Below are 19,568 nucleotides of genomic sequence, written 5' to 3'. Positions count from 1 at the left end.
AAACAATGGCAAAAGAAATTAAATTCGACATAGAGTCAAGAGACGCGCTGAAGAGAGGTGTGGATGCTCTTGCGAATGCAGTGAAGGTGACGCTTGGCCCGAAAGGCCGCAATGTAGTCATCGAGAAATCCTTTGGTGCGCCGCATGTTACGAAGGACGGCGTTTCCGTAGCGAAGGAAATCGAGCTGGAAGACAAAGTGGAAAATATGGGTGCACAGATGGTGAAGGAAGTGGCATCCAAAACGAACGACATCGCTGGAGACGGTACTACTACGGCGACCGTGCTGGCACAGGCTGTGGTGCGTGAAGGTCTGAAAAATGTGGCTGCCGGTGCAAACCCAATGGATTTGAAACGCGGTATCGATAAAGCTGTGACTGCGATAGTTGCCGACTTGAAAACACAATCCAAAGAGGTGGGAGATTCCAACGAAATGATTAAGCAGGTAGCTTCCGTTTCTGCCAACAACGATGAAACCATCGGCTCCCTGATTGCCGAGGCTTTCGGAAAAGTAGGCAAGGAAGGTGTAATAACCGTGGAAGAAGCGAAAGGCATCGACACCACTGTGGATGTGGTGGAAGGTATGCAGTTCGATAGAGGTTATCAGTCGCCATATTTCGTGACCAACCCGGACAAAATGGTGGCAGAGCTGGATAATCCGTACATCCTTTTGGTGGAGAAAAAAATCTCTTCAATGAAGGAATTGCTGCCGGTTCTTGAGCCTGTGGCACAAGCTGGAAAATCGCTGCTCATCATCTCAGAAGAAGTAGAGGGCGAGGCTTTGGCAACATTGGTGGTGAACAAACTGAGAGGCTCGCTGAAAATTGCAGCCGTGAAAGCGCCTGGCTTTGGCGACAGAAGAAAGGCAATGCTGGAGGACATCGCCATCCTTACCGGCGGCCAGGTAATTTCCGAGGAGAGAGGCTTTACAATGGAAAATGCTTCGCTGGAAATGCTGGGCACGGCGGAAAAAGTAAGCATCGATAAAGATAATACTACAATTGTGAACGGTGGTGGTGATGAATCTCAAATCAAAGCCCGTGTGAACCAAATCAAGGCACAGATGGAGACCACGACTTCCGATTATGACCGTGAAAAGCTCCAGGAAAGGCTTGCCAAATTGGCAGGCGGTGTGGCAGTGCTTTATGTAGGTGCCGCTTCCGAAGTGGAAATGAAGGAGAAGAAAGACCGTGTGGATGATGCGCTACACGCAACTCGTGCAGCCGTGGAAGAAGGCATCGTAGCTGGTGGCGGTGTGGCGCTTGTGCGCGCCGTGAAATCTTTGGATGCGCTGGAAGGCAGCAATCAGGATGAGACCACAGGCATCAAAATAGTGAAGAGGGCAATAGAGGAGCCGCTTCGCCAAATCGTGGCAAATGCCGGTGGTGAAGGCTCTGTAATCGTAGCGAAAGTTGCCGAAGGTCAGAATGATTTTGGTTATGATGCAAAGCGCGACCAGTATGTAAATATGCTGGAAGCGGGAATCATCGACCCAACTAAAGTAACGAGAGTAGCACTTGAAAACGCGGCTTCTGTAGCAGGTATGCTACTGACTACTGAGTGCGTTGTAACTGAAATTCCGAAGGCGGAGCCTGCGATGCCACCAATGGGTGGAGGAATGCCGGGAATGATGTAATTTAAGCCGTAGGCTTTAAGCTATAAGCAAAATCCCTTCGTGAAATGCGGAGGGATTTTTTTTTATGCGAAAATTTCGGAAAGCGGAACGCTAAGCTGCGAGAAAGTGGGAGAATCTACATTACCATCGCCGATAGGACGGAGCGTTTTGTAGGCGCCACCCTCCAGAACATTGATGATGACGCTTTCTTCGCTTGGGTACACAAGCCAGTATTCCTTCACGCCGGCCTCTTCGTACAGGTCGAATTTATTTTTCAATTCTTTCTGAGAATTTCCCGGGGAAAGAATTTCGATAATCAAATCCGGCGCACCGATGCAGCCTTTTCCGTCCAGTTTATTCGGATCGCAAACGATACAGATATCAGGCTGAACAACGGTAATAATCTCCTGATTATCTTTTGAAATTCTTGGCAACCGGACATCAAACGGCGCAAAATATAGCTTGCATTGCTCGTTAGCAAAAGTGGAGCGCAATTTAAAGTAAAGATTCCCTGCAATTTGCTGATGTTTCCTGTTTGGCGCGGGGCTCATCCTGAAAATTCTGCCATTCAGAAGCTCCACTCGCTCTTTGAATTTCCAGGTAAGGTAATCGGCATAGGTGTAGGTTTTGCCAAAATCCAGCTGATTGATATCCGTAATTTCCATTGCCAATGGTTTTTACAAAAATAAGAAAATGGGTGGGATATGGGGATAAAAACAAAAAACCGCCCTATTCATCGGGCGGTTTGTAGCGAAGACGGGAATTGAACCCGTGACCTCAGGGTTATGAATCCTGCGCTCTAACCATCTGAGCTACCTCGCCAATTTTTGGTGGTGCAAATATAGAAATTTTTCACGAATTAGCAAGTACTTCTTCCGTAGGAAAATAATCTAGCCGAAAAGATTTGCGATGATGCACCGTAGGCCCGAATTTCATCAGCGCTTCGCGGTGCTCCTTCGTGCAGTAGCCCATATTGCGGTTCCAGCCGTATTCAGGGAATTCCTCGTGAAGCCGCATCATCAGGCTATCTCGATAATTCTTCGCCAATATGGAGGCGCAGGCTATGCTCAGGAATTTACTGTCGCCCTTCACGATGCATTGGTGCGGGATGAAATTGTACGGGTGGAAGCGGTTGCCGTCCACCAGGATGAATTCCGGCTGGGTGTGCAGGTTCTCCAAGGCCAGGTGCATAGCGTGGATGCTGGCGTTCAGGATGTTGTGGCGGTCGATGGTTTCCACGCCAACTTCCGCAATGGCAAATGCAAGGCAATGCTCCCTGATATATTGGTCGACTTCCAGCCGCTTTTTCGCGCTGAGCATTTTGGAATCCGTGATGTAGCCCGCCCGGAACTTCGGGCTGAGAATCACGCTTGCGGCAACCACCGGCCCGCAAAGGCAGCCTCTGCCCACCTCATCACAGCCTGACTCCAGGTATTCCTTCGTAAACCTCCGCCGCAATCTCATCGGGCAAAGATAGGGGATAATGGATAAATATTAGTTTTATGCCCAGCAAGTCCAATACAGGTGCAATACTAGAGCAATAGCATATTGCACTTGTAATGCATTTGTAATGGTGTCGTAATGGATTTTCCGAAAGGCAATCTCCGAGAAGGCAATTTTTAAACCGCAGTGATATAGGTTTAAACCACGGAGACACAGCGTTTAGTTGATTGAATTTCTCTAAAACACAGAGGTGCAGATTCTTGGTGAAGAAAAACCGTGCCGCCGTGTTTAATTTAAACCACGGAGACACAGAGTTTGGTTGATTGAATTTCTGTAAACCACAGAGGCACAGATTCTTGGTGAAGAAAATCCGTGCCGCCGTGTTTAAGTTTAAACCACGGAGACACAGCGTTTAGTTGATTGAATCTTCAGCAAACACAGAGACACAGAGTTTTTATTAATTGTTAAGAGAAATCCGTGTTCTCCGTGTTTTTACCAGAGTAAAGAAAAAAATCCGTGCCGCCGTGTTTAAAGTTTTAACCACGGAGTTTTTTTTAATTGTTAAGAAGAAATCCGTGTTCTCCGTGTTTTTACCAGAGTAAAGAAAAAAATCCGTGCCGCCGTGTTAAAAATTTTAAACCACGGAGACACAGCGTTTTCTTTTATATTGAAAAGCCCTTGACCATTTTTAAAATATGCATTAGCAGACTGTATCCTCAACCTTAGCCTTAACCTGAACCTAATCCTCAACCTTCCTTAGCATCAATCTTATTATCTTTGCGGGAGAATTTTTGCAGATGAGTATAAAGGCGACGATTGCTTCGGGAATTTTGAGTGTGCTGAAGGATGATTTTCAGCTGGAGAATGCTGCGCCGGAAGTTCAGCCAACAAAGGATGGCTTCGAAGGCGATTTTACGGTGGTGATTTTTCCGCTGGTGAAACTGCTGAAGAAAAGCCCGGATGAAATCGGGAAGGAATTGGGCGGCAAACTTCAGGAAAGGCTAGATTTCGTGGAGAGCTTTAATGTGGTGAAGGGCTTCCTGAACCTTAAAATCAAAGATGAACACCTGCTGGAAGATTTCCGCCAAGGCATTGAAAACCTTCGCCAGAAACCGCAGCGCAACGAAACCGTAATGGTGGAATTCTCCTCGCCGAATACCAATAAGCCGCTGCACCTTGGGCACATCAGGAACAACCTTCTGGGCTGGTCGGTTTCGCAAATCCTGCAGGAAGACGGCTACGATGTCATCAAAACGCAAATCATCAATGACCGTGGCATACACATCTGCAAATCGATGCTGGCGTGGGAAAAATCCGGCAGAAAGGAAACGCCAGAAAATTCAGGGATGAAGGGCGACCACCTTGTCGGGAAATATTATGTGGAGTTCGACAAGGTTTACAAGGATGAAGCCAGGGCCTTGCAGGAAAAAGGCCTGAACGAAGACGAGGCAAAAAAGCAGGCGGCAAGCATACTGGAAGCGCAGGAAATGCTGGTGAAATGGGAGCAGAACGACAAAGCCGTGCGGAATCTTTGGCGCGAAATGAATGCCTGGGTTTATGCCGGTTTCAACGAAACCTACCGAAGACTCGGCGTATCCTTTGACCAGATTCAGTACGAAAGCGAAACCTACATCCTCGGCAAAGATTTGATTCAGAAAGGCCTGGATGAAGGTGTGTTTTACCGAAGAGAAGACGGCTCCGTCTGGGTGGATTTGGCGGATGAAGGTCTCGACCAAAAATTGCTGCTTCGTGCGGACGGCACATCGGTTTATATGACGCAGGACTTGGGAACGGCAGTGCAAAGATTTGAGCGGAATGACATCAGCCAACTCATCTACACCGTGGGAAATGAGCAGGATTATCATTTCCAGGTGCTGTTTAAAATCCTTAAAAAACTGGGCTACAAATGGGCGGACAGCCTTTACCACCTTTCTTACGGGATGGTGGAATTGCCGGAGGGCAAAATGAAATCGCGCGAAGGCAATGTGGTGGATGCCGACGACCTGATGCAGGAAATGTACGAAACGGCCAAGGCCAAGGCGCAGGAACTGGGCAAGATGGAAGGCCTGAGCGAAGCGCAAAAGGAGGCATCCTACGAGATCATAGGGCTTGGGGCGCTGAAATATTTTATGCTGAAGGTGGACCCGAAGAAAAAAATGCTCTTCGACCCGAAGAAAAGCGTGGATTTCGAGGGCAATACGGGGCCGTTCATCCAGTACACCTACGCACGGATCCAGTCGCTTTTGTCCAAGGCAGGCGGTACGGAAAATGTGGATTTTGCAAATGTTTCGCTGAATGCGTTTGAGAAGGAACAAATGGCGCTGATTGGCAGCTACAGGGAAACGGTTTCCAAAGCGGCGGAAAGCCTGAGCCCTGCGCTCATCGCTAATTTCGTCTATGATTTGGTGAAATCTTACAACTCGTTTTACCAGAATAACCCAATTCTGAACAACGACGATGAGGCGGTGAAAAACTTCCGCATTGAACTTTCGCGGCAGACAGCGGCGGTGATAAAATCATCGCTGAAACTGCTCGGGATTGAAACTGTGGACAGGATGTAGGGCTTTTGAGCCAAGACTTTAGATATGAGAGCCGAGACTTGAGAGCCAAGATGCCCATTGGCTAAAAGCAAGATGCCATAAGCTTTTGATTTAACATTTCCTTAACAAATTTCTTATCGGAATTCGGCAGATTTTGATGATTTTTGCGTTTCACAAAAAATTGCTATGAAACAAAATCTGCTCTTTAAAGGCCTGGTGATGACGGCCTTTGCCGCATCGTCTTTCGGCACGGCACAAACCCTGGTGCATTACTGGAATTTTAACGACAATTCCACAGAAGCTAAATTGCTTGCGCCCAATGTAAGCCTGGTAAACGGCGCTTCCATCGTGGCTACGAATACCGCAGTGAGTAAAATCGATCCTGCTGGTGGAACGAAGCAGAACTTCGATGTTGAAAATCTGAATGCGAGAAACGGCGATCCTGCGGGAACTCACCTTCGCTTCAACGATCCGATTGGGGGCATTCTCACTTTTTCTTTGCCGACGACAGGCTACGATAACATCGTGGTGAAGTTTGCCACAAGGCGTTCCGGTAAGGGTGCCGGCACGCAAACTTGGTCTTACACCACGGATGGCAGCAGCTGGACGAACTTCCAGACCGTGAATCCGAAGGACGGCAACCCTGAACTGATAACGCTGGATTTTACCCAAATAGCTGCGGCGAACAACAACCCGAACTTTAAGCTAAAGGTAGAATTTTCCGAGGCTGGCGGCGGAACAAAAGGGAACAACCGTTTTGATAATTTCACGCTGGATAGCGGCATCGTGCAGCAAAGTAATCCTTCGAAAGTTTCTTTGGATAAGAACTTCATCAGCGTGAAGGAAAATGCCGGCACGCTGAATTTCATCGTTAAGGTTGAAAATCCTGTAGCTGGAAGCGTGGACCTGGTACTGAAACCTGCGGAGTTCAACACGGCGGAAAACGGCAGCGATTTTTCATTCAGCAATCAGACGATTAACATCGTTCCGGGGCAAACGGAGTATGCGGTGAGCATTCCTATAATTGATGACAGCGATGCGAATGAGCAGCACGCCGAATACTTCAACCTGGAACTGCAAAACCCTGTGAATGCGGAAATTACGGGCAATGCGCTGGCTACGGTTTACATCGTGGATAATGACAAGGCTGCGCCGCAAAGCAGCACGGAACTTACGATGAACTACAAGGGAAGCTTCGATCCTTCTGGCGCGAACAAAAGCTCTGTGGAGATCCTGGCGTTTCACCCAGGAACCAAGCGGCTTTTCGCCATCAGTGCTATAACTGGCGTGGTAGACATCATCGATTTCAGCAACCCTGAAATGCCGTCGGTTTTCAAAACCATCGATATGAAGCCTTATGGTGGCGTAACGAGCGTGGCCGTGAAGAATGATCTGGTGGCCATAGCTTCACCAAATGCTGATGAACAGCAAAATGGTTCCGTGGTTTTCTTCAACCCGAACGGTGATTTCCTGAAGCAGGTTACCGTGGGTGCGCTGCCTGATATGGTGACTTTCTCGCCGGACGGAAAATTAGTTCTGACGGCTAATGAAGGCGAGCCGAACGCTGCGTACGACAATGACCCTGAGGGCACGGTGAGCATCATCGATATTTCCGCCGGAATTGCGAATCTTTCGCAAAGCCAGGTGACCACTGTGGATTTCAAGAAATTCACCCAGGATGAACTGATTGCCAAAGGCCTGAGGCACCTGAAGAAAGACAACACGATTTACCAAGACATTGAGCCGGAATACATTACGATAACGGCGGACAGCAGGAAGGCCTTTGTAACGCTTCAGGAAAATAACGGCATCGCGGAAATCGATTTGATAACTAAGACGCTGACTGATGTTTGGGGCCTTGGCAAAAAGGATATGAGCCAGCCGGGCAACGGTTTTGATGCGAGCGATAACAACGGTGAAATCCTGATTGCCAACTGGCCTGTGAAGTCCTTCTACATCCCTGATGCAGCGCAGACTTACCAGGTGAACGGCGTGAACTACATCATCACCGCCAACGAAGGCGACGAGAAAGAATTCAGCGCTCTGAACGAAAGAACCACGGTGGGCAACGCCAATTATAAACTGAACCCTGCGAATTTCCCACAGGCTGAAATGCTGAAGCAGAGCTACAACCTGGGCAGATTCCGTGTGACGAACCTGAACGGTGATAACGATGGGGACGGCGTTTTTGAAGAAATCAACAATGTGGGCGCAAGGTCGTTCTCGATTTTCAATGCCGATACAAAGCAGCTGGTTTTCGACAGCGGCGATCAGATTGAGCGCATTACGCTGGAGAAGTATCCGAAGTTCTTCAATTCCGACCACGAAAAAGTGAAGATAAAAGGCAGGAGCCATTCCAAAGGGCCTGAGCCTGAAGGCGTAGCGCTGGCGGAAATCGGCGGGAAAACTTTCGCGTTCATCACGTTGGAAAGAGTGGGTGGCGTTCTGGCGTACAATGTTACCAATCCGCAGAGTCCTGTTTTCGTGGATTATCAGAATGCGCGTGAAAAAGGAGACCTTGGTCCGGAAGGCGTGCTGTACATTTCGCAGGAAGATTCTGGCAACGGCAAGGGCTATGTATTGGTGGCCAACGAAATCAGCGGCACCATATCGATTTATGAGCTGGGCGGCTCAATCCTGAAGACGAATGAGCGCAGCGTGAGAAACGGCCTGTCCGCTTATCCGAACCCTGTGAATCAGGGTGCTGATCTGCATTTCAGCAAAGCGGTGGATTTTGAGATTTACGATATGTCCGGCAAGCTGATGAGGAAGGGCGCTAAAGCTTCTGCGGTGAGCACTGCCGGTCTTCAGAAAGGCATCTACATCATCAAAACCAGCGAAGGCCAGAGCCTGAAAGTTGTGGTGAAGTAATCGAGTTTTTTGCATTAAGAAAAGCCATCCTGATAGGGTGGCTTTTTTTTGTGGATTGCAATCTCTTAAACTGGAATCATAATGTTTATGATAAATGTCATTTATTTCAAAATTTAACAAATATGTAAAAAAACAGCCGATTAATTTAATAATTTATTAATATGATATTCGCTCAAAAAAGGTTTTGCCGATATAATTTTGCCATGAAAATCTTGAGCAAATCTTTATGAACAAACTATTCATCCCGGTTTCGCTGCTGTGCATCGGAACCATGGCGGCTCAGACGGCAGACAGCCTCAGAGAGAAAACAATCGAAGAGGTGGTGGTAGTCGGATACGGCAGCCAGAGGAAATCCAAAGTTTCGAACGCGGTATCTCAGGTAGAGCTGGATAAAATCGGCTCCAGATCGCTCTCAGGAGTAGGTTCCGCACTTCAGGGGAAGGCACCCGGCGTCACTGTGATCAATGAGGGCGGTGACCCGACTTCCTCACCGCGCGTAAATATCCGCGGTCTTGGGGGCATCAATGGTGAGGCTCCCCTGTATGTGGTAGATGGCGTAGTTTTCGAAGGTACGCCGAACATTAACCCGAATGATGTTGAATCCATCTCTGTGCTGAAGGACGCCTCTGCCGCCATCTATGGAGCGCGGGCTTCCGGTGGGGTGGTTCTTATTAGCACGAAACAGGGCAAAAGAGGCGCTCTAAATGTAGAGCTGGATGCTAAATATGGGATTTCCAAGGCCTGGAAACTTAGGCATTCCCTAAATGCTTCTGAATTCCAGAGCGTGATGACGCAGGCCTACCAGAATGAAGGCAAGACGGTTCCAGATGCTTTTGATCCTGCTAAATATCCTGATGGTGCTATTACGAGAACTGACTGGGTGGAGGAAATATTTCGCACGGGTGTTACTCAGGAGTACAATATCAACCTGACGGGCGGTGGGGACAGCTCTCGTTTCTTCGTTGGTATGAACCACCGCTCTATGGAGGGAATTTTAGACAACACCCAGGCTAAAAGGTATAGCTTCCGGGTAAATTCCGACCACACGGTAAATGATTGGCTGAAAATCGGCGAAAATATGTATTATCATTTTTCTGACGGCAATTCGGCCAACACAGCCAGCGGCTATACGGGCGCTATTCTCGCAGCAATGTATTACCCGTCGAATGTTCCTGTCTATGATCAGAACGGAAATTTCTCCGGCCTGCCGATCAGCGTGGCAGGGAGCTACGGCGATATGATCAACCCCGTGGCCTACCTGAAAAGACTTACCTATAAAAACCCAACCCACGAGATTCTTATCAATCCTTATGTTGAGATCTCCCTGCTGGACGGGCTGAAATTCCGTTCAAACTTTTCACAAACCTTCCGCCTGGCAGACAGCAAGGAATTCACGCACCGTGTGTTAGAGGTTGGAAAGATATTCGACTTTAACAGGCTTGAGCAGAATTCCAGCAACATGTCCAGCAGCCTTGCCGAACAGATTCTAAGCTATAAAAAAACATTCAGCGGTCATACTATAGATGCTACGGTAGGCTATACATTCCAGAAAAACATTTCAGATGGCTTCTCAGCAAGGGGGGAGGATTTTAGAAATGAGCACCCAAACTACCAATATCTGGTAAATGCCAATGATAATAAAAATGTATCCAGCTATAAATATTCTGATGCGCTCACATCGCTGCTTGGCCGTGTGAATTACGATTATAGAAGCAGATACATTATAAGCTTGCTGGGCCGCCGCGACGGATCCTCTATGGTATCTAAAGATAACCGTTATGAAAACTACTACGCTGTTTCCGGGGCATGGGGCCTTGGCAGGGAGAGCTTCTTTGAGAATGTAAGCTGGATGAGGGATTTCAAATTGCGTGCGAGCTATGGTGTGCTGGGGAATCTCGGCGGCATATCGTATGACGCTGTAAATCCAGTAATGAGGAGGGAAAATTACATCATATTTGGCCAGGACCCTCAGCCGAATGTAGCATACTTCCCAAGTGTATACCCGAACCCTAATTTGAAATGGGGTAAATCTGAGCAGACTGACTTCGGTATCGATATGGGCTTCCTGAACAGCCGCCTGACGCTCACCGCAGATTATTTCATCAAAAAATCCAAGGACCAGATTTTTGAAGTGCCTTTGCCGATCACGGCGGGTTACAAGACCACCTTCATAAACGCGGGGCTTTTTGAGGATAAAGGATACGAGATCGGCCTCAACTTTCAGGGACCGCGCGGAAGAGAGATTTTTTACAGCTTTAATGCCAACCTGAGCCACCTTCAGAACAAGGTGAAGGAAATGCCGGTACAGCAGATTGCGATGAACAACAGTGTCCGCGGCGTGCTATATCCTACCAGAGTAGTCGTGGGCGACGCTTTGTACTCATTCTACGGTTATAAAACTGCGGGTCTCTTCCAGTCTCAGGAGGAAATCAATAATTACAAGGATGCCAATGGAGTGCTGATCCAGCCGAATGCGAAGCCCGGCGACATTAAATTCCTTAAAAAAGAAGGCAATACCGGCAGGCTGAACAACGATGATATGGTTTACCTCGGGAATCCTTATCCTAAACTCAACTACGGCTTCAGCGCTAATTTCAGCTATAAAGGCTTCGACATCAACGCATTCTTCCAGGGGGTGCACGGCAGCAAGATTTTCAACGGGCTGAAATTCATCACCCTGAACCCGGGCGGTACAGGACAGAACTACAATATGGATACAGATATCCTCAACGCCTGGACGCCAAACAATACCGGCGCCTCTATCCCTCGCCTGGCGATTGGCGACCCTTCCGGGAACTACTCCCGCGTGTCGGATTTCTACATTGAGAAAGGAGATTATCTCCGCCTGAAAAACCTTACCGTGGGCTACACGCTCCCGCTGAAATACACCGAGATGATCGACATCAAATCAGTCAGAATTTACATCACGGCAGATAACCTTGTGACCTTTACAAACTACAAAGGCTTCGATCCTGAAGTGGGGATGAATAACTATGGTATTGATATTGGCCGCTATCCACAGGCGCGCACCGTTCTCTTCGGGTTAAATGTTGGACTTTAAAAAATAAAACTAAATATGAAAAACTGGAATAAAATAATTGCCGCATCTTTCTTAGCAATTTCTCTTACATCCTGCGACAGGGAGCTGGACATCGCCCCCCAAGGGCCGCCCACAGAGGCTACCTTCTGGAATACCGAATACGATCTGATTACCGGTGCCAATGCAATGTACCGCCTGATCTACGATTCTGAATTCTACGGCAGAGGCTTGTTTTGGTACATCAACGCATCTGATGATATGATTACAGGCCGCTCCAAGGGCGAGGCAGATAATGCTAAAAACTTCAGCAGCGCCTACATCGGCGCCGGTGATCTGGACAAGCAATGGGATATGCGCTATACGATAATATTCCGTGCAAACCAGATTATTAAAAATATCGACCGGATTCAGACAAGTCAGGAGGTTAAAAACAAATATCTCGGAGAGGCACTTTTTATGAGCTCCAGGATGTATTTTGAACTTGCTTCAAACTACGGCAGCAGCAAAGCCGGCGTGCCGATAGTAGATCCCACAGCTGAGGCATCGCTGGAAGCCATCCCGCGTGCCGCAAATGTGATGGAAAACTACAACATGATCGTCCGAGACCTGAAACGAGCAGTAGACCTGCTCCCGGCGCAGGAAGCCCTGCCAGCTACCGATTATGGCCGCCCTCATAAAGTGGCCGCGATGGCGCTTCTCGCTAAAACTTACCTTTTCATGGAAGACTGGAAAAATGCTGAATATTGGGCCGGAAAGGTAATGACTGATGGCAAGCGAGACCTTCTCCCAAAATATGCCGATGTATTTAAAGCAGAAAACAACTATGGCTCCGAGTACATCCACTCCGTACCTTCCACTCCTGGGTTCGGGGCGTGGGGCAGCATCTTGCCCGGGGTAATGCTGGAGAACAAAGGCTGGGGCGAATATAATGGCTGGGGCTATTTTCAGCCCACCAAGGAACTTTACGATGAATTTGAGCCGGGAGATGAGAGAAGAGAAGTCACCATACTGAAGCCTGGAGACAAATTTATGTTCAACGGCAAAGAACGCTCATACTCTTCCACGAACTCACTGAGTGGCTACCAGTTTAATAAGTACATGGATGCCTTCAAATATGATCTGAAAGCCGGCCATGTAAGCCCCGATGGAGACTATCCCAATACAGACCTCGCCGTACCCATCATGAGATATGCAGAAGTAATCCTCATCAAGGCTGAGGCACTCCTTAAACAAGGAAAAAATGCGGATGCAGAAATTAATATGATCCGTCGCAGAGCAGGGCTATCTCCCAAAACCAATGCCACAATGGCAGACCTGAAACACGAGCGCAGATGCGAACTTGCCGGGGAATGGGCAGACCGTCACCGCGACCTTGTACGCTGGGGCGATGCGCAGGCGGCCTACGCCAAACCACTCCACGGGGTGGATGGCAAAGTAGTATGGCCGGCAAGAACATTCAACCCGAGTGTGCATAATGTGTGGGCGGTGCCGCAGCGCGTGATCACAAACAGTAAAGGTATCATCAAACAAAACGAGGGCTGGTAAGGGCTGTAGGGTCATGAAAAAACTATTTTTCTTTATATTTTTGGTTTCAGGATTTTGCGCAGAATTTTCTGCGCAAAATTTTTCCGATTATTCCGTGCGGAATGCGCATTCCCACAACGATTATCATCAGCCCATACCTTTCTGGACGGCCTATTATGCGGGTTTTGGCTCCATTGAGGCAGATGTGTTTTACCAAAACAATCAGCTTTTGATTGGCCACGACCCGCACGAGCTCACTTCAGATCGTACCCTGGAGAAGCTTTACCTGGAGCCCATCGCCGTCTTACTCCGCGAAAACAATGGCAGCATCCGCGCAGATAAAATGGAGAAGCTGATACTTTTCATAGAAATGAAGAGCGATTACAGATCAGAATTGCCCGCGCTGGTGCGCCTGCTGGATTCTAAGTATCAGATTATTACGCAGAATAAAACTGTGAAACTCATCATTACGGGCAATGTGCCGCAGCCTTCAGAGTTCAAAAATTACCCTGAATATCTTTTTTTTGACGGAGATTTAACGAAAGAATACTCGCCCGATCAGCTGGGAAGGGTGGGCATGTTCAGTGCGCCGCTCAGAGATTATACCAAATGGAATGGTAAGGGCATTATGCGGGATGAGGAATCGGCGAAAGTGCGGGAAGCTGTTCGGCAGGCGCATCTGCAGGGCAAGGCCATCCGCTTCTGGGGTGCGCCGGATTTTGCGAATGCTTGGGTAAACCTTATGGATGCAGGCGCGGATTTCATTAATACCGACAAAATCCCCGAGCTGGCAGCCTTCCTCAACCAAATTCCAAAGAATGAGTACCGCAGCCACACTTCCTTTGAGGCTTACCACCCGAAGTTTCCCAAATTTAAAACACGGGCTAAGAATGTCGTTTTAATGATTGCCGACGGCGTGGCGCTTCCTCAGCTTTACGCGGCATACACAGCCAACCGCGGCAGCCTGAATATTTTTAGAATGCCTTACACCGGGATCTCCAAAACCAACTCTGCCAACGCTTTTGTCACGGATTCCGCGCCAGGTTCCACGGCGTTTTCCTCCGGGGTAAAGACCAATAATAATTTCGTAGGGGTAGATCCTCAGGGCAAGCCGCTGCGCCTTCTGCCGGAAATTTTGAAAGAAAAAGGAATCGTGAGCGGGCTCATCTCCACGGGCGATGTTACAGATGCCACGCCTGCAGACTTCTACGCGCATACGGACAACCGGGACGACAGCCGCGCGATCCTTCAGCAGTTCGCGGATTCTGGAGTGAAAATCCTCGCCGGCGCACCGGCAGTGGAACTTTCCGAGGCGGAGAGGGAAAAATTTAAATCTCAGAAAATTAACATCTTCAGTAATTCCGAAATTGCGGATTTTCAAAGGGAAAGAGCATTGATAATGGATCCCTTGGCTTCAAAAAATTTCGCCGAGCGCGGCAACTGGCTTATTAATACTCTTGAAAAAACTCTAAAAGTTTTAAGCCGGAATAAAAAGGGTTTTTTTATAATGGCAGAAGCTTCCCGCACGGATATCAATCTGCATTCCAATGAATTCGGCAAAATGGTGGACGAGCTGCTCGATTTTGACGAGGCAGTGGGCAGGGCGATGCGATTCGCAGACGAGAACAGGGAAACCCTCGTAATCGTAATAGGCGACCACGAAACTGGCGGCGTCACGCTGCTGGATGGAGATCTGAAAACTGGGCGCATATTTGCTCAGCAGAGCACCAACGACCACACCGCGCTGCCGGTATCCGTTTTCGCCTATGGCTCCGGGGCAGAGCGGTTTGTCGGTTTTTATGAAAATACCGCAGTTTTTTATAAAATCTTGAACGCGCTAAATATTAAACCATGAAAAAATTCTTTTTTGCATTGTTGCTTTCTGCCGTAGCAATGGCGTACGCGCAGAAAAATCAGCTGAAATTTAATTCTGATGGTGAGCTTAAAATCCTCCAGTTTACGGACATACACTGGAGCAATGAGCCGAAATATACCAATAAAACTACGGAAACCCTCCGCAGGATAATAGCGGCTGAAAAGCCTGATTTCATCGTGCTGGATGGCGATAATGTCAACTGTATCCCGATGAGGGATGGCTGGAGAAACCTTGGCAAAATCATAGAGGAGGCAGGCGTGCCGTGGACTTTGGTCTTCGGAAACCACGATGCCGAGCAGGACTGGACTAATGCACAATCTTTTGATTTTCTGAAAACTTTCCCGCATTTTGTTGGTGAAAAGGGCTCTGTGGCAGGCGTTGCAAATTTCTCGCTCCCGGTGCATTCTTCAAAAACCAACAAACCGGCCGCTACGCTTTATTTCTTAGACAGCGGGGATTACACCCGCAACCCTAAGCTTGGCAACTATGCGTGGATTAAGCGCGACCAAATCTCCTGGTACGCCGAAGAAAGCGAACGGATTGAAAAATCTGCGGGGAAAATTTTGCCCGCGCTGATGTTCTTCCATATCCCGTTGCCGGAGTTCTCGGTGGTGGCGAAGGACCCGGCAAAAGTGGGAGAGGCAAATGAAGATGTATCTTCGGCGGCGGTAAACAGTGGCTTGATGGCCGCTATCCTGGAGCGCAAGGATGTAATTGGCGTTTTCTGCGGGCACGACCACGATAACAATTATATCGGGAGCTACCGCGGGGTTGCGCTTGGCTACGGTGCGAAGACCGGCAACGATGGCTACGGCAGGCTGGAGCAGGGCGGCAGAGTGATAACTTTAAAAGAAGATCAGTTTGCTTTTTCATCCTATCTGTCGCTGCCTTCCGGCAGGAAATTTCCTTACAGTTTCCCGTCCGGGCTTTCGGAAATTAGCGAAAAAACCAAAGTTCTGAAAGCGCAGAATGTGAAACCAAGTAAAGAAGGCCTGCATTACAGTTATTACGAAGGAAAAATAAAATCGGTAAAGGAAATTGGGAACCTGAAAGAACTGAAAAGCGGTACTGCAACTAAAATAGACCTTGAGAATGCCGCCGCAGATGACCACTTTGCCCTGTCCTTTGGCGGGTATATCCGCATTCCCGAGACTGCTTTTTATAAATTTTACAGCTACTCTGACGACGGCTCCGTTATTAAAATAGATGGCCAAACCATTGTAGATAACGATGGCGGACACAGCGCGCAGCGCAAAGAGGGCATAGTGGCGCTGGAGAAAGGTTACCACAAAATAGAGGTACTATACTTCGAGGACTATATGGGCCAGGTGCTGGATGTTGGCATCTCCAGCATCGGGATCCCTGAACAGAATATCCCGGCTGAGATGCTTTCGCATTGAAGTTTTTTTATGACTATATCGCCGCCTGCCGCTATGGCTGGCGGTTTTTTTATTTGGATAAAAAGATGGTTGGATAAGGCTAACAGCCTTGTATACGGATAAATTTGCGATGGGCAATATTAAATTTTTGCTTTGAGGCCTTTCCTGCTGAGCCTTAGAAGTTTAAACTATTAAAAGTTGCTCTTTTTTGATTTTTCCCAAAAAAAATGTTAACCTAAAATTAAACATCCGTTAACATTCGCCCCAGAAATGCGCTCTAACTTTGCTTTCAAAATTTAAACAAGTGAAAAAAAGCGTTCAGAAGATTATTGTGCTTGCAGCGGCTGGATTGTTGTCCTGTGAGCTCGCAGCACAGACTGCACAGAATCCTCCCGTGCAGGATACCCTTCGGGAAAGGCAGATCAAGGAGGTAGTGGTGACGGCCCTCGGAATAAAACGGGAGCAGAAAGCCTTGGGCTACTCGGCGGAGAAGCTTAACGAGGAGGTTTTTGAAACCGCCCAGTTTAACAATTTCGCTACCGCAATGGAAGGTAAGGTAGCTGGGCTGAAGGTATTAACGCCGAATGCAGGCCCGCTGGAAACCGCAAGGATAAAGCTCCGCGGGGAAACTTCAATGGTAAATGCGGATAATGCCGCTTTGATTGTAATAGATGGGATTCCCATTGACCAGCAGATTGTGGGGACTGGTGCCCCTGCTTACGGCTCAACCACAGAAGTGCCTATTGATTATGGAAATATTCTTAACAGTATCAATGCAGAGGATATCGAATCTGTAACCGTGCTAAAAGGTGCCTCTGCCTCTGCCCTCTATGGTGAAAGAGGTGCCAATGGTGCCATAATGATTACGACCAAATCCGGCAGGGGGAAAAGTGGGAAATTGAATATTGGATACATCGCGAACACCAGCTTTGAGACAGTACTAAAGTGGCCGGACTGGCAATATGAGTACGGTCAGGGCGGTAGCTCCAGTCTTACATATTACTCTTACGGAGCATCGCCTGATGGGGTAAGTACTGGGGCTACTTCAAGTGCTTTTGGCCCTAAGTTCGAAGGGCAATATTATTTCCAGTATGACCCTAATGTGGAGGGGCAGGGCGCTGAGCGTACTTTATGGAGGCCATACAAACGGAATGTAAAAGATTTCTTCCAAACAGGTACAAATTACAGTAATACACTAACTCTAGATGCAGGATGGCAAAGAATGAATTTCCGCTCGTCACTAAATTACACTAAAAACGAGTGGATTATGCCAAATACCGGCTTTGAGCGCTTTACTACCAACAACACCTTCAATGTTAATATTACTGATAAGTTCAAGGCAGCCTTTAAAGTAATTTACTCTAATACAAATTCGGACAACCTTCCGGCTACCGGTTATAATAACCATTCAATCAATTATTTTATGATTTTCCAAAATCCAAATATAGACCTTGCCTGGTATCGCCCGATTTGGAAGAAGGATAAATATCAGCAGGAGCAGATTCACCCATTTAGTTCGTACATTGATAATCCATATTTGATTGCGTACGAAATGACGAACGCCATGAACAAAAACAATGTTCTCGGTGGTGTCACTCTAAATTATGCCATCACCCCAAACCTTGATTTAATGCTTAGGACTGGTGCGGAATTCACCAGAGACAACCGATGGGAACGCAGGCCATGGAATTCTGCTAAATTTGGAAAAGGACAGTTTACTGAAACCAAAATTGATACGCGCGATTTAAATCACGATTTACTTGCAACTTACAAAAACGATTTTGGGAGATTTGATATGCGCGCTTCTATTGGGGGGAGCTTGAGGGATTTCCGTCGCCGTACCAAGAGAAATGTGGCTAAGGGGCTTGTGGAGCCTGGTATCTACACATTAGAAAATGGTGTGTCCGTGGATAGGAGATACCTTCCTTATGACAAAAAGACAAACTCTGTTTACGGTATGGTGAATGTTGGCTTTGATGACAAAGTATACATTGACTTCACCGGAAGAAACGATTGGACAAGTACATTGCCAGAGAAAAATTGGTCATTCTTCTACCCTTCTGTAAGTGCTAGCGTTCTTTTGAACAATATTTTTGAATTAGGACCAAAGATCAATCTCTTCAAACTTCGCGGGAGTTGGGCTAAGACAGGTTTTGGTACTTCGCCTTATCAGCTGACGAGATATTATGATCCGATTGAATTTTATGATGATTCATATGTACTGCAAAGCAGGATGTATAATCCGGATTTGAAGCCAAAATTTAACACCAATATCGAAGGAGGTTTTGACTTAAATATGTTCAGAAACCGATTGACATTCAACGCTACTTATTATGAAAACCGCACTAAAAACGAGGTATATGCGGTACCTGTTCTCATAGAGACCGGTTATACGAGGAGATTAATTAATAGTGGTTTGGTAAGAAATCGCGGCGTAGAATTGAGCACTGATGTAGTGGCTGTAAAAACTAAAGGCGTTCAATGGACTATAGGTGCAAACTGGTCGCTGAACAGAAATAAGATACTTGAAGTCCCTGAAATCTACGCAGACGATCCGCAGGGCTACACTTACGCCACAGCTGGTACCGTATATTTTAACGCTGTAAAAGGCGGCTCTCTAGGGGATTTGTACGGATATAAGCTTGTGCGTGATCCACAGGGCAATGTAGTATACGGCTCCGATGGATTTACAGCACGCAATTCTTATGTAGAAAAAGTAGGCAACGCCTTCCCAAAATGGCGTGCGGGAATCCAAAACTCTTTACGCGTGGGGAATTTTGATTTTGCCGTGTCGTTCGACGGGCAATATAAAGGTATCGTATATTCTCAAACACACCATAAGATGTCCGAGCAAGGCAAATTGAAGCATACGCTTCGTTTTAGAGATAATCCGGGTGGAATGATGGTTGGAGAAGGTGTGGTCCAAAATCCGGATGGCTCTTATTCGCCAAATACAAAAGAGGTGCTGGTTAGCAGATGGTACAGTGACTATTATCGTCGTGCCAATGTGGAAACCAACTCCTTTGACGCATCATTTATCAAATTAAGGGATGCAAGAATTGGCTATAGGTTCAATAAGAATGTGACGCAAAGTATGAAACTTCAGGAGTTTTCCATCGCTTTGTACGGTAAAAACCTAGCTATGTGGACAAAAGACTTTCCAATTTTCGACCCAGAAACTGCAGCTATGGACGATGCCGATATCACGCCCGGCGTAGACATAGGCGCACTTCCATCTTCCAGAACCTTCGGCATAAGCATTAATGTAAAATTCTAAACACT

10 protein-coding genes and 1 tRNA gene are annotated in these 19,568 nt (G+C 47.4%); 8 read left to right on the top strand and 3 right to left on the bottom strand.

The features are described 5' to 3' along the window. Positions 1-5 precede the first annotated feature (5 nt). Positions 6-1,634 carry a chaperonin GroEL gene (gene groL / locus IMZ16_RS03330; protein WP_193440485.1) on the top strand — a complete coding sequence of 543 codons (1,629 nt, stop codon included), beginning with the start codon at positions 6-8 and terminating at the stop codon, positions 1,632-1,634. A 62-nt stretch (positions 1,635-1,696) separates the two neighbouring features. Here the strand turns inward: groL and IMZ16_RS03325 are convergent, their stop codons facing one another. The 3 genes from IMZ16_RS03325 to IMZ16_RS03315 all read right to left on the bottom strand — a co-directional run bounded on the left by IMZ16_RS03325 (position 1,697) and on the right by IMZ16_RS03315 (position 3,077). Then, on the bottom strand, positions 1,697-2,278 hold the full coding sequence (locus tag IMZ16_RS03325; protein ID WP_073180774.1) for a Uma2 family endonuclease: 582 nt from the start codon (positions 2,276-2,278) through the stop codon (positions 1,697-1,699). 83 nt (positions 2,279-2,361) lie between these two features. Continuing rightward, a tRNA-Met gene (locus tag IMZ16_RS03320) sits at positions 2,362-2,435 on the bottom strand. Positions 2,436-2,465: 30 nt separating this feature from the next. Continuing rightward, positions 2,466-3,077: a ribonuclease HII gene (locus tag IMZ16_RS03315; protein WP_193440484.1), complete on the bottom strand. Its 612-nt coding sequence runs from the start codon at positions 3,075-3,077 to the stop codon at positions 2,466-2,468. A 776-nt stretch (positions 3,078-3,853) separates the two neighbouring features. On the opposite strand from IMZ16_RS03315, the gene argS reads away from it, so the two are divergent. The 7 genes from argS (at position 3,854) to IMZ16_RS03280 (ending at position 19,563) form a co-directional block, all read left to right on the top strand. After that, the gene (gene argS / locus IMZ16_RS03310; RefSeq protein ID WP_193440483.1) at positions 3,854-5,617 is read left to right on the top strand and encodes an arginine--tRNA ligase; all 1,764 of its coding nucleotides are present in this window, start codon (positions 3,854-3,856) and stop codon (positions 5,615-5,617) included. A 165-nt stretch (positions 5,618-5,782) separates the two neighbouring features. Then, positions 5,783-8,467 carry a choice-of-anchor I family protein gene (locus tag IMZ16_RS03305; RefSeq protein ID WP_193440482.1) on the top strand — a complete coding sequence of 895 codons (2,685 nt, stop codon included), beginning with the start codon at positions 5,783-5,785 and terminating at the stop codon, positions 8,465-8,467. Positions 8,468-8,693: 226 nt separating this feature from the next. Continuing rightward, the gene (locus IMZ16_RS03300) at positions 8,694-11,528 is read left to right on the top strand and encodes a SusC/RagA family TonB-linked outer membrane protein (RefSeq protein WP_193440481.1); all 2,835 of its coding nucleotides are present in this window, start codon (positions 8,694-8,696) and stop codon (positions 11,526-11,528) included. Between the two features lie 15 nt (positions 11,529-11,543). Further along, a complete protein-coding gene (locus tag IMZ16_RS03295; RefSeq protein ID WP_193440480.1) occupies positions 11,544-13,052 on the top strand; it encodes a RagB/SusD family nutrient uptake outer membrane protein in 1,509 nt (502 codons plus the stop codon). 13 nt (positions 13,053-13,065) lie between these two features. Next, positions 13,066-14,886, top strand: coding sequence for an alkaline phosphatase (locus IMZ16_RS03290; RefSeq protein ID WP_193440479.1), 1,821 nt, complete (start codon positions 13,066-13,068; stop codon positions 14,884-14,886). Next, a complete protein-coding gene (locus IMZ16_RS03285) occupies positions 14,883-16,307 on the top strand; it encodes a metallophosphoesterase (protein ID WP_193440478.1) in 1,425 nt (474 codons plus the stop codon). The genes IMZ16_RS03290 and IMZ16_RS03285 overlap by 4 nt, the downstream gene beginning before the upstream one ends. A 283-nt stretch (positions 16,308-16,590) precedes the next feature. Beyond that, positions 16,591-19,563, top strand: a complete 2,973-nt coding sequence (locus IMZ16_RS03280; RefSeq protein ID WP_193440477.1) for a SusC/RagA family TonB-linked outer membrane protein — start codon at positions 16,591-16,593, stop codon at positions 19,561-19,563. The last annotated feature ends 5 nt before the right edge of the window (positions 19,564-19,568 follow it).

Source organism: Cruoricaptor ignavus, assembly GCF_014961145.1.
GTDB lineage: Bacteria > Bacteroidota > Bacteroidia > Flavobacteriales > Weeksellaceae > Cruoricaptor > Cruoricaptor ignavus.
The sequence above is the reverse complement of the archived record's forward strand: the minus strand, read 5'-3'. Positions and strand labels throughout refer to the sequence as shown.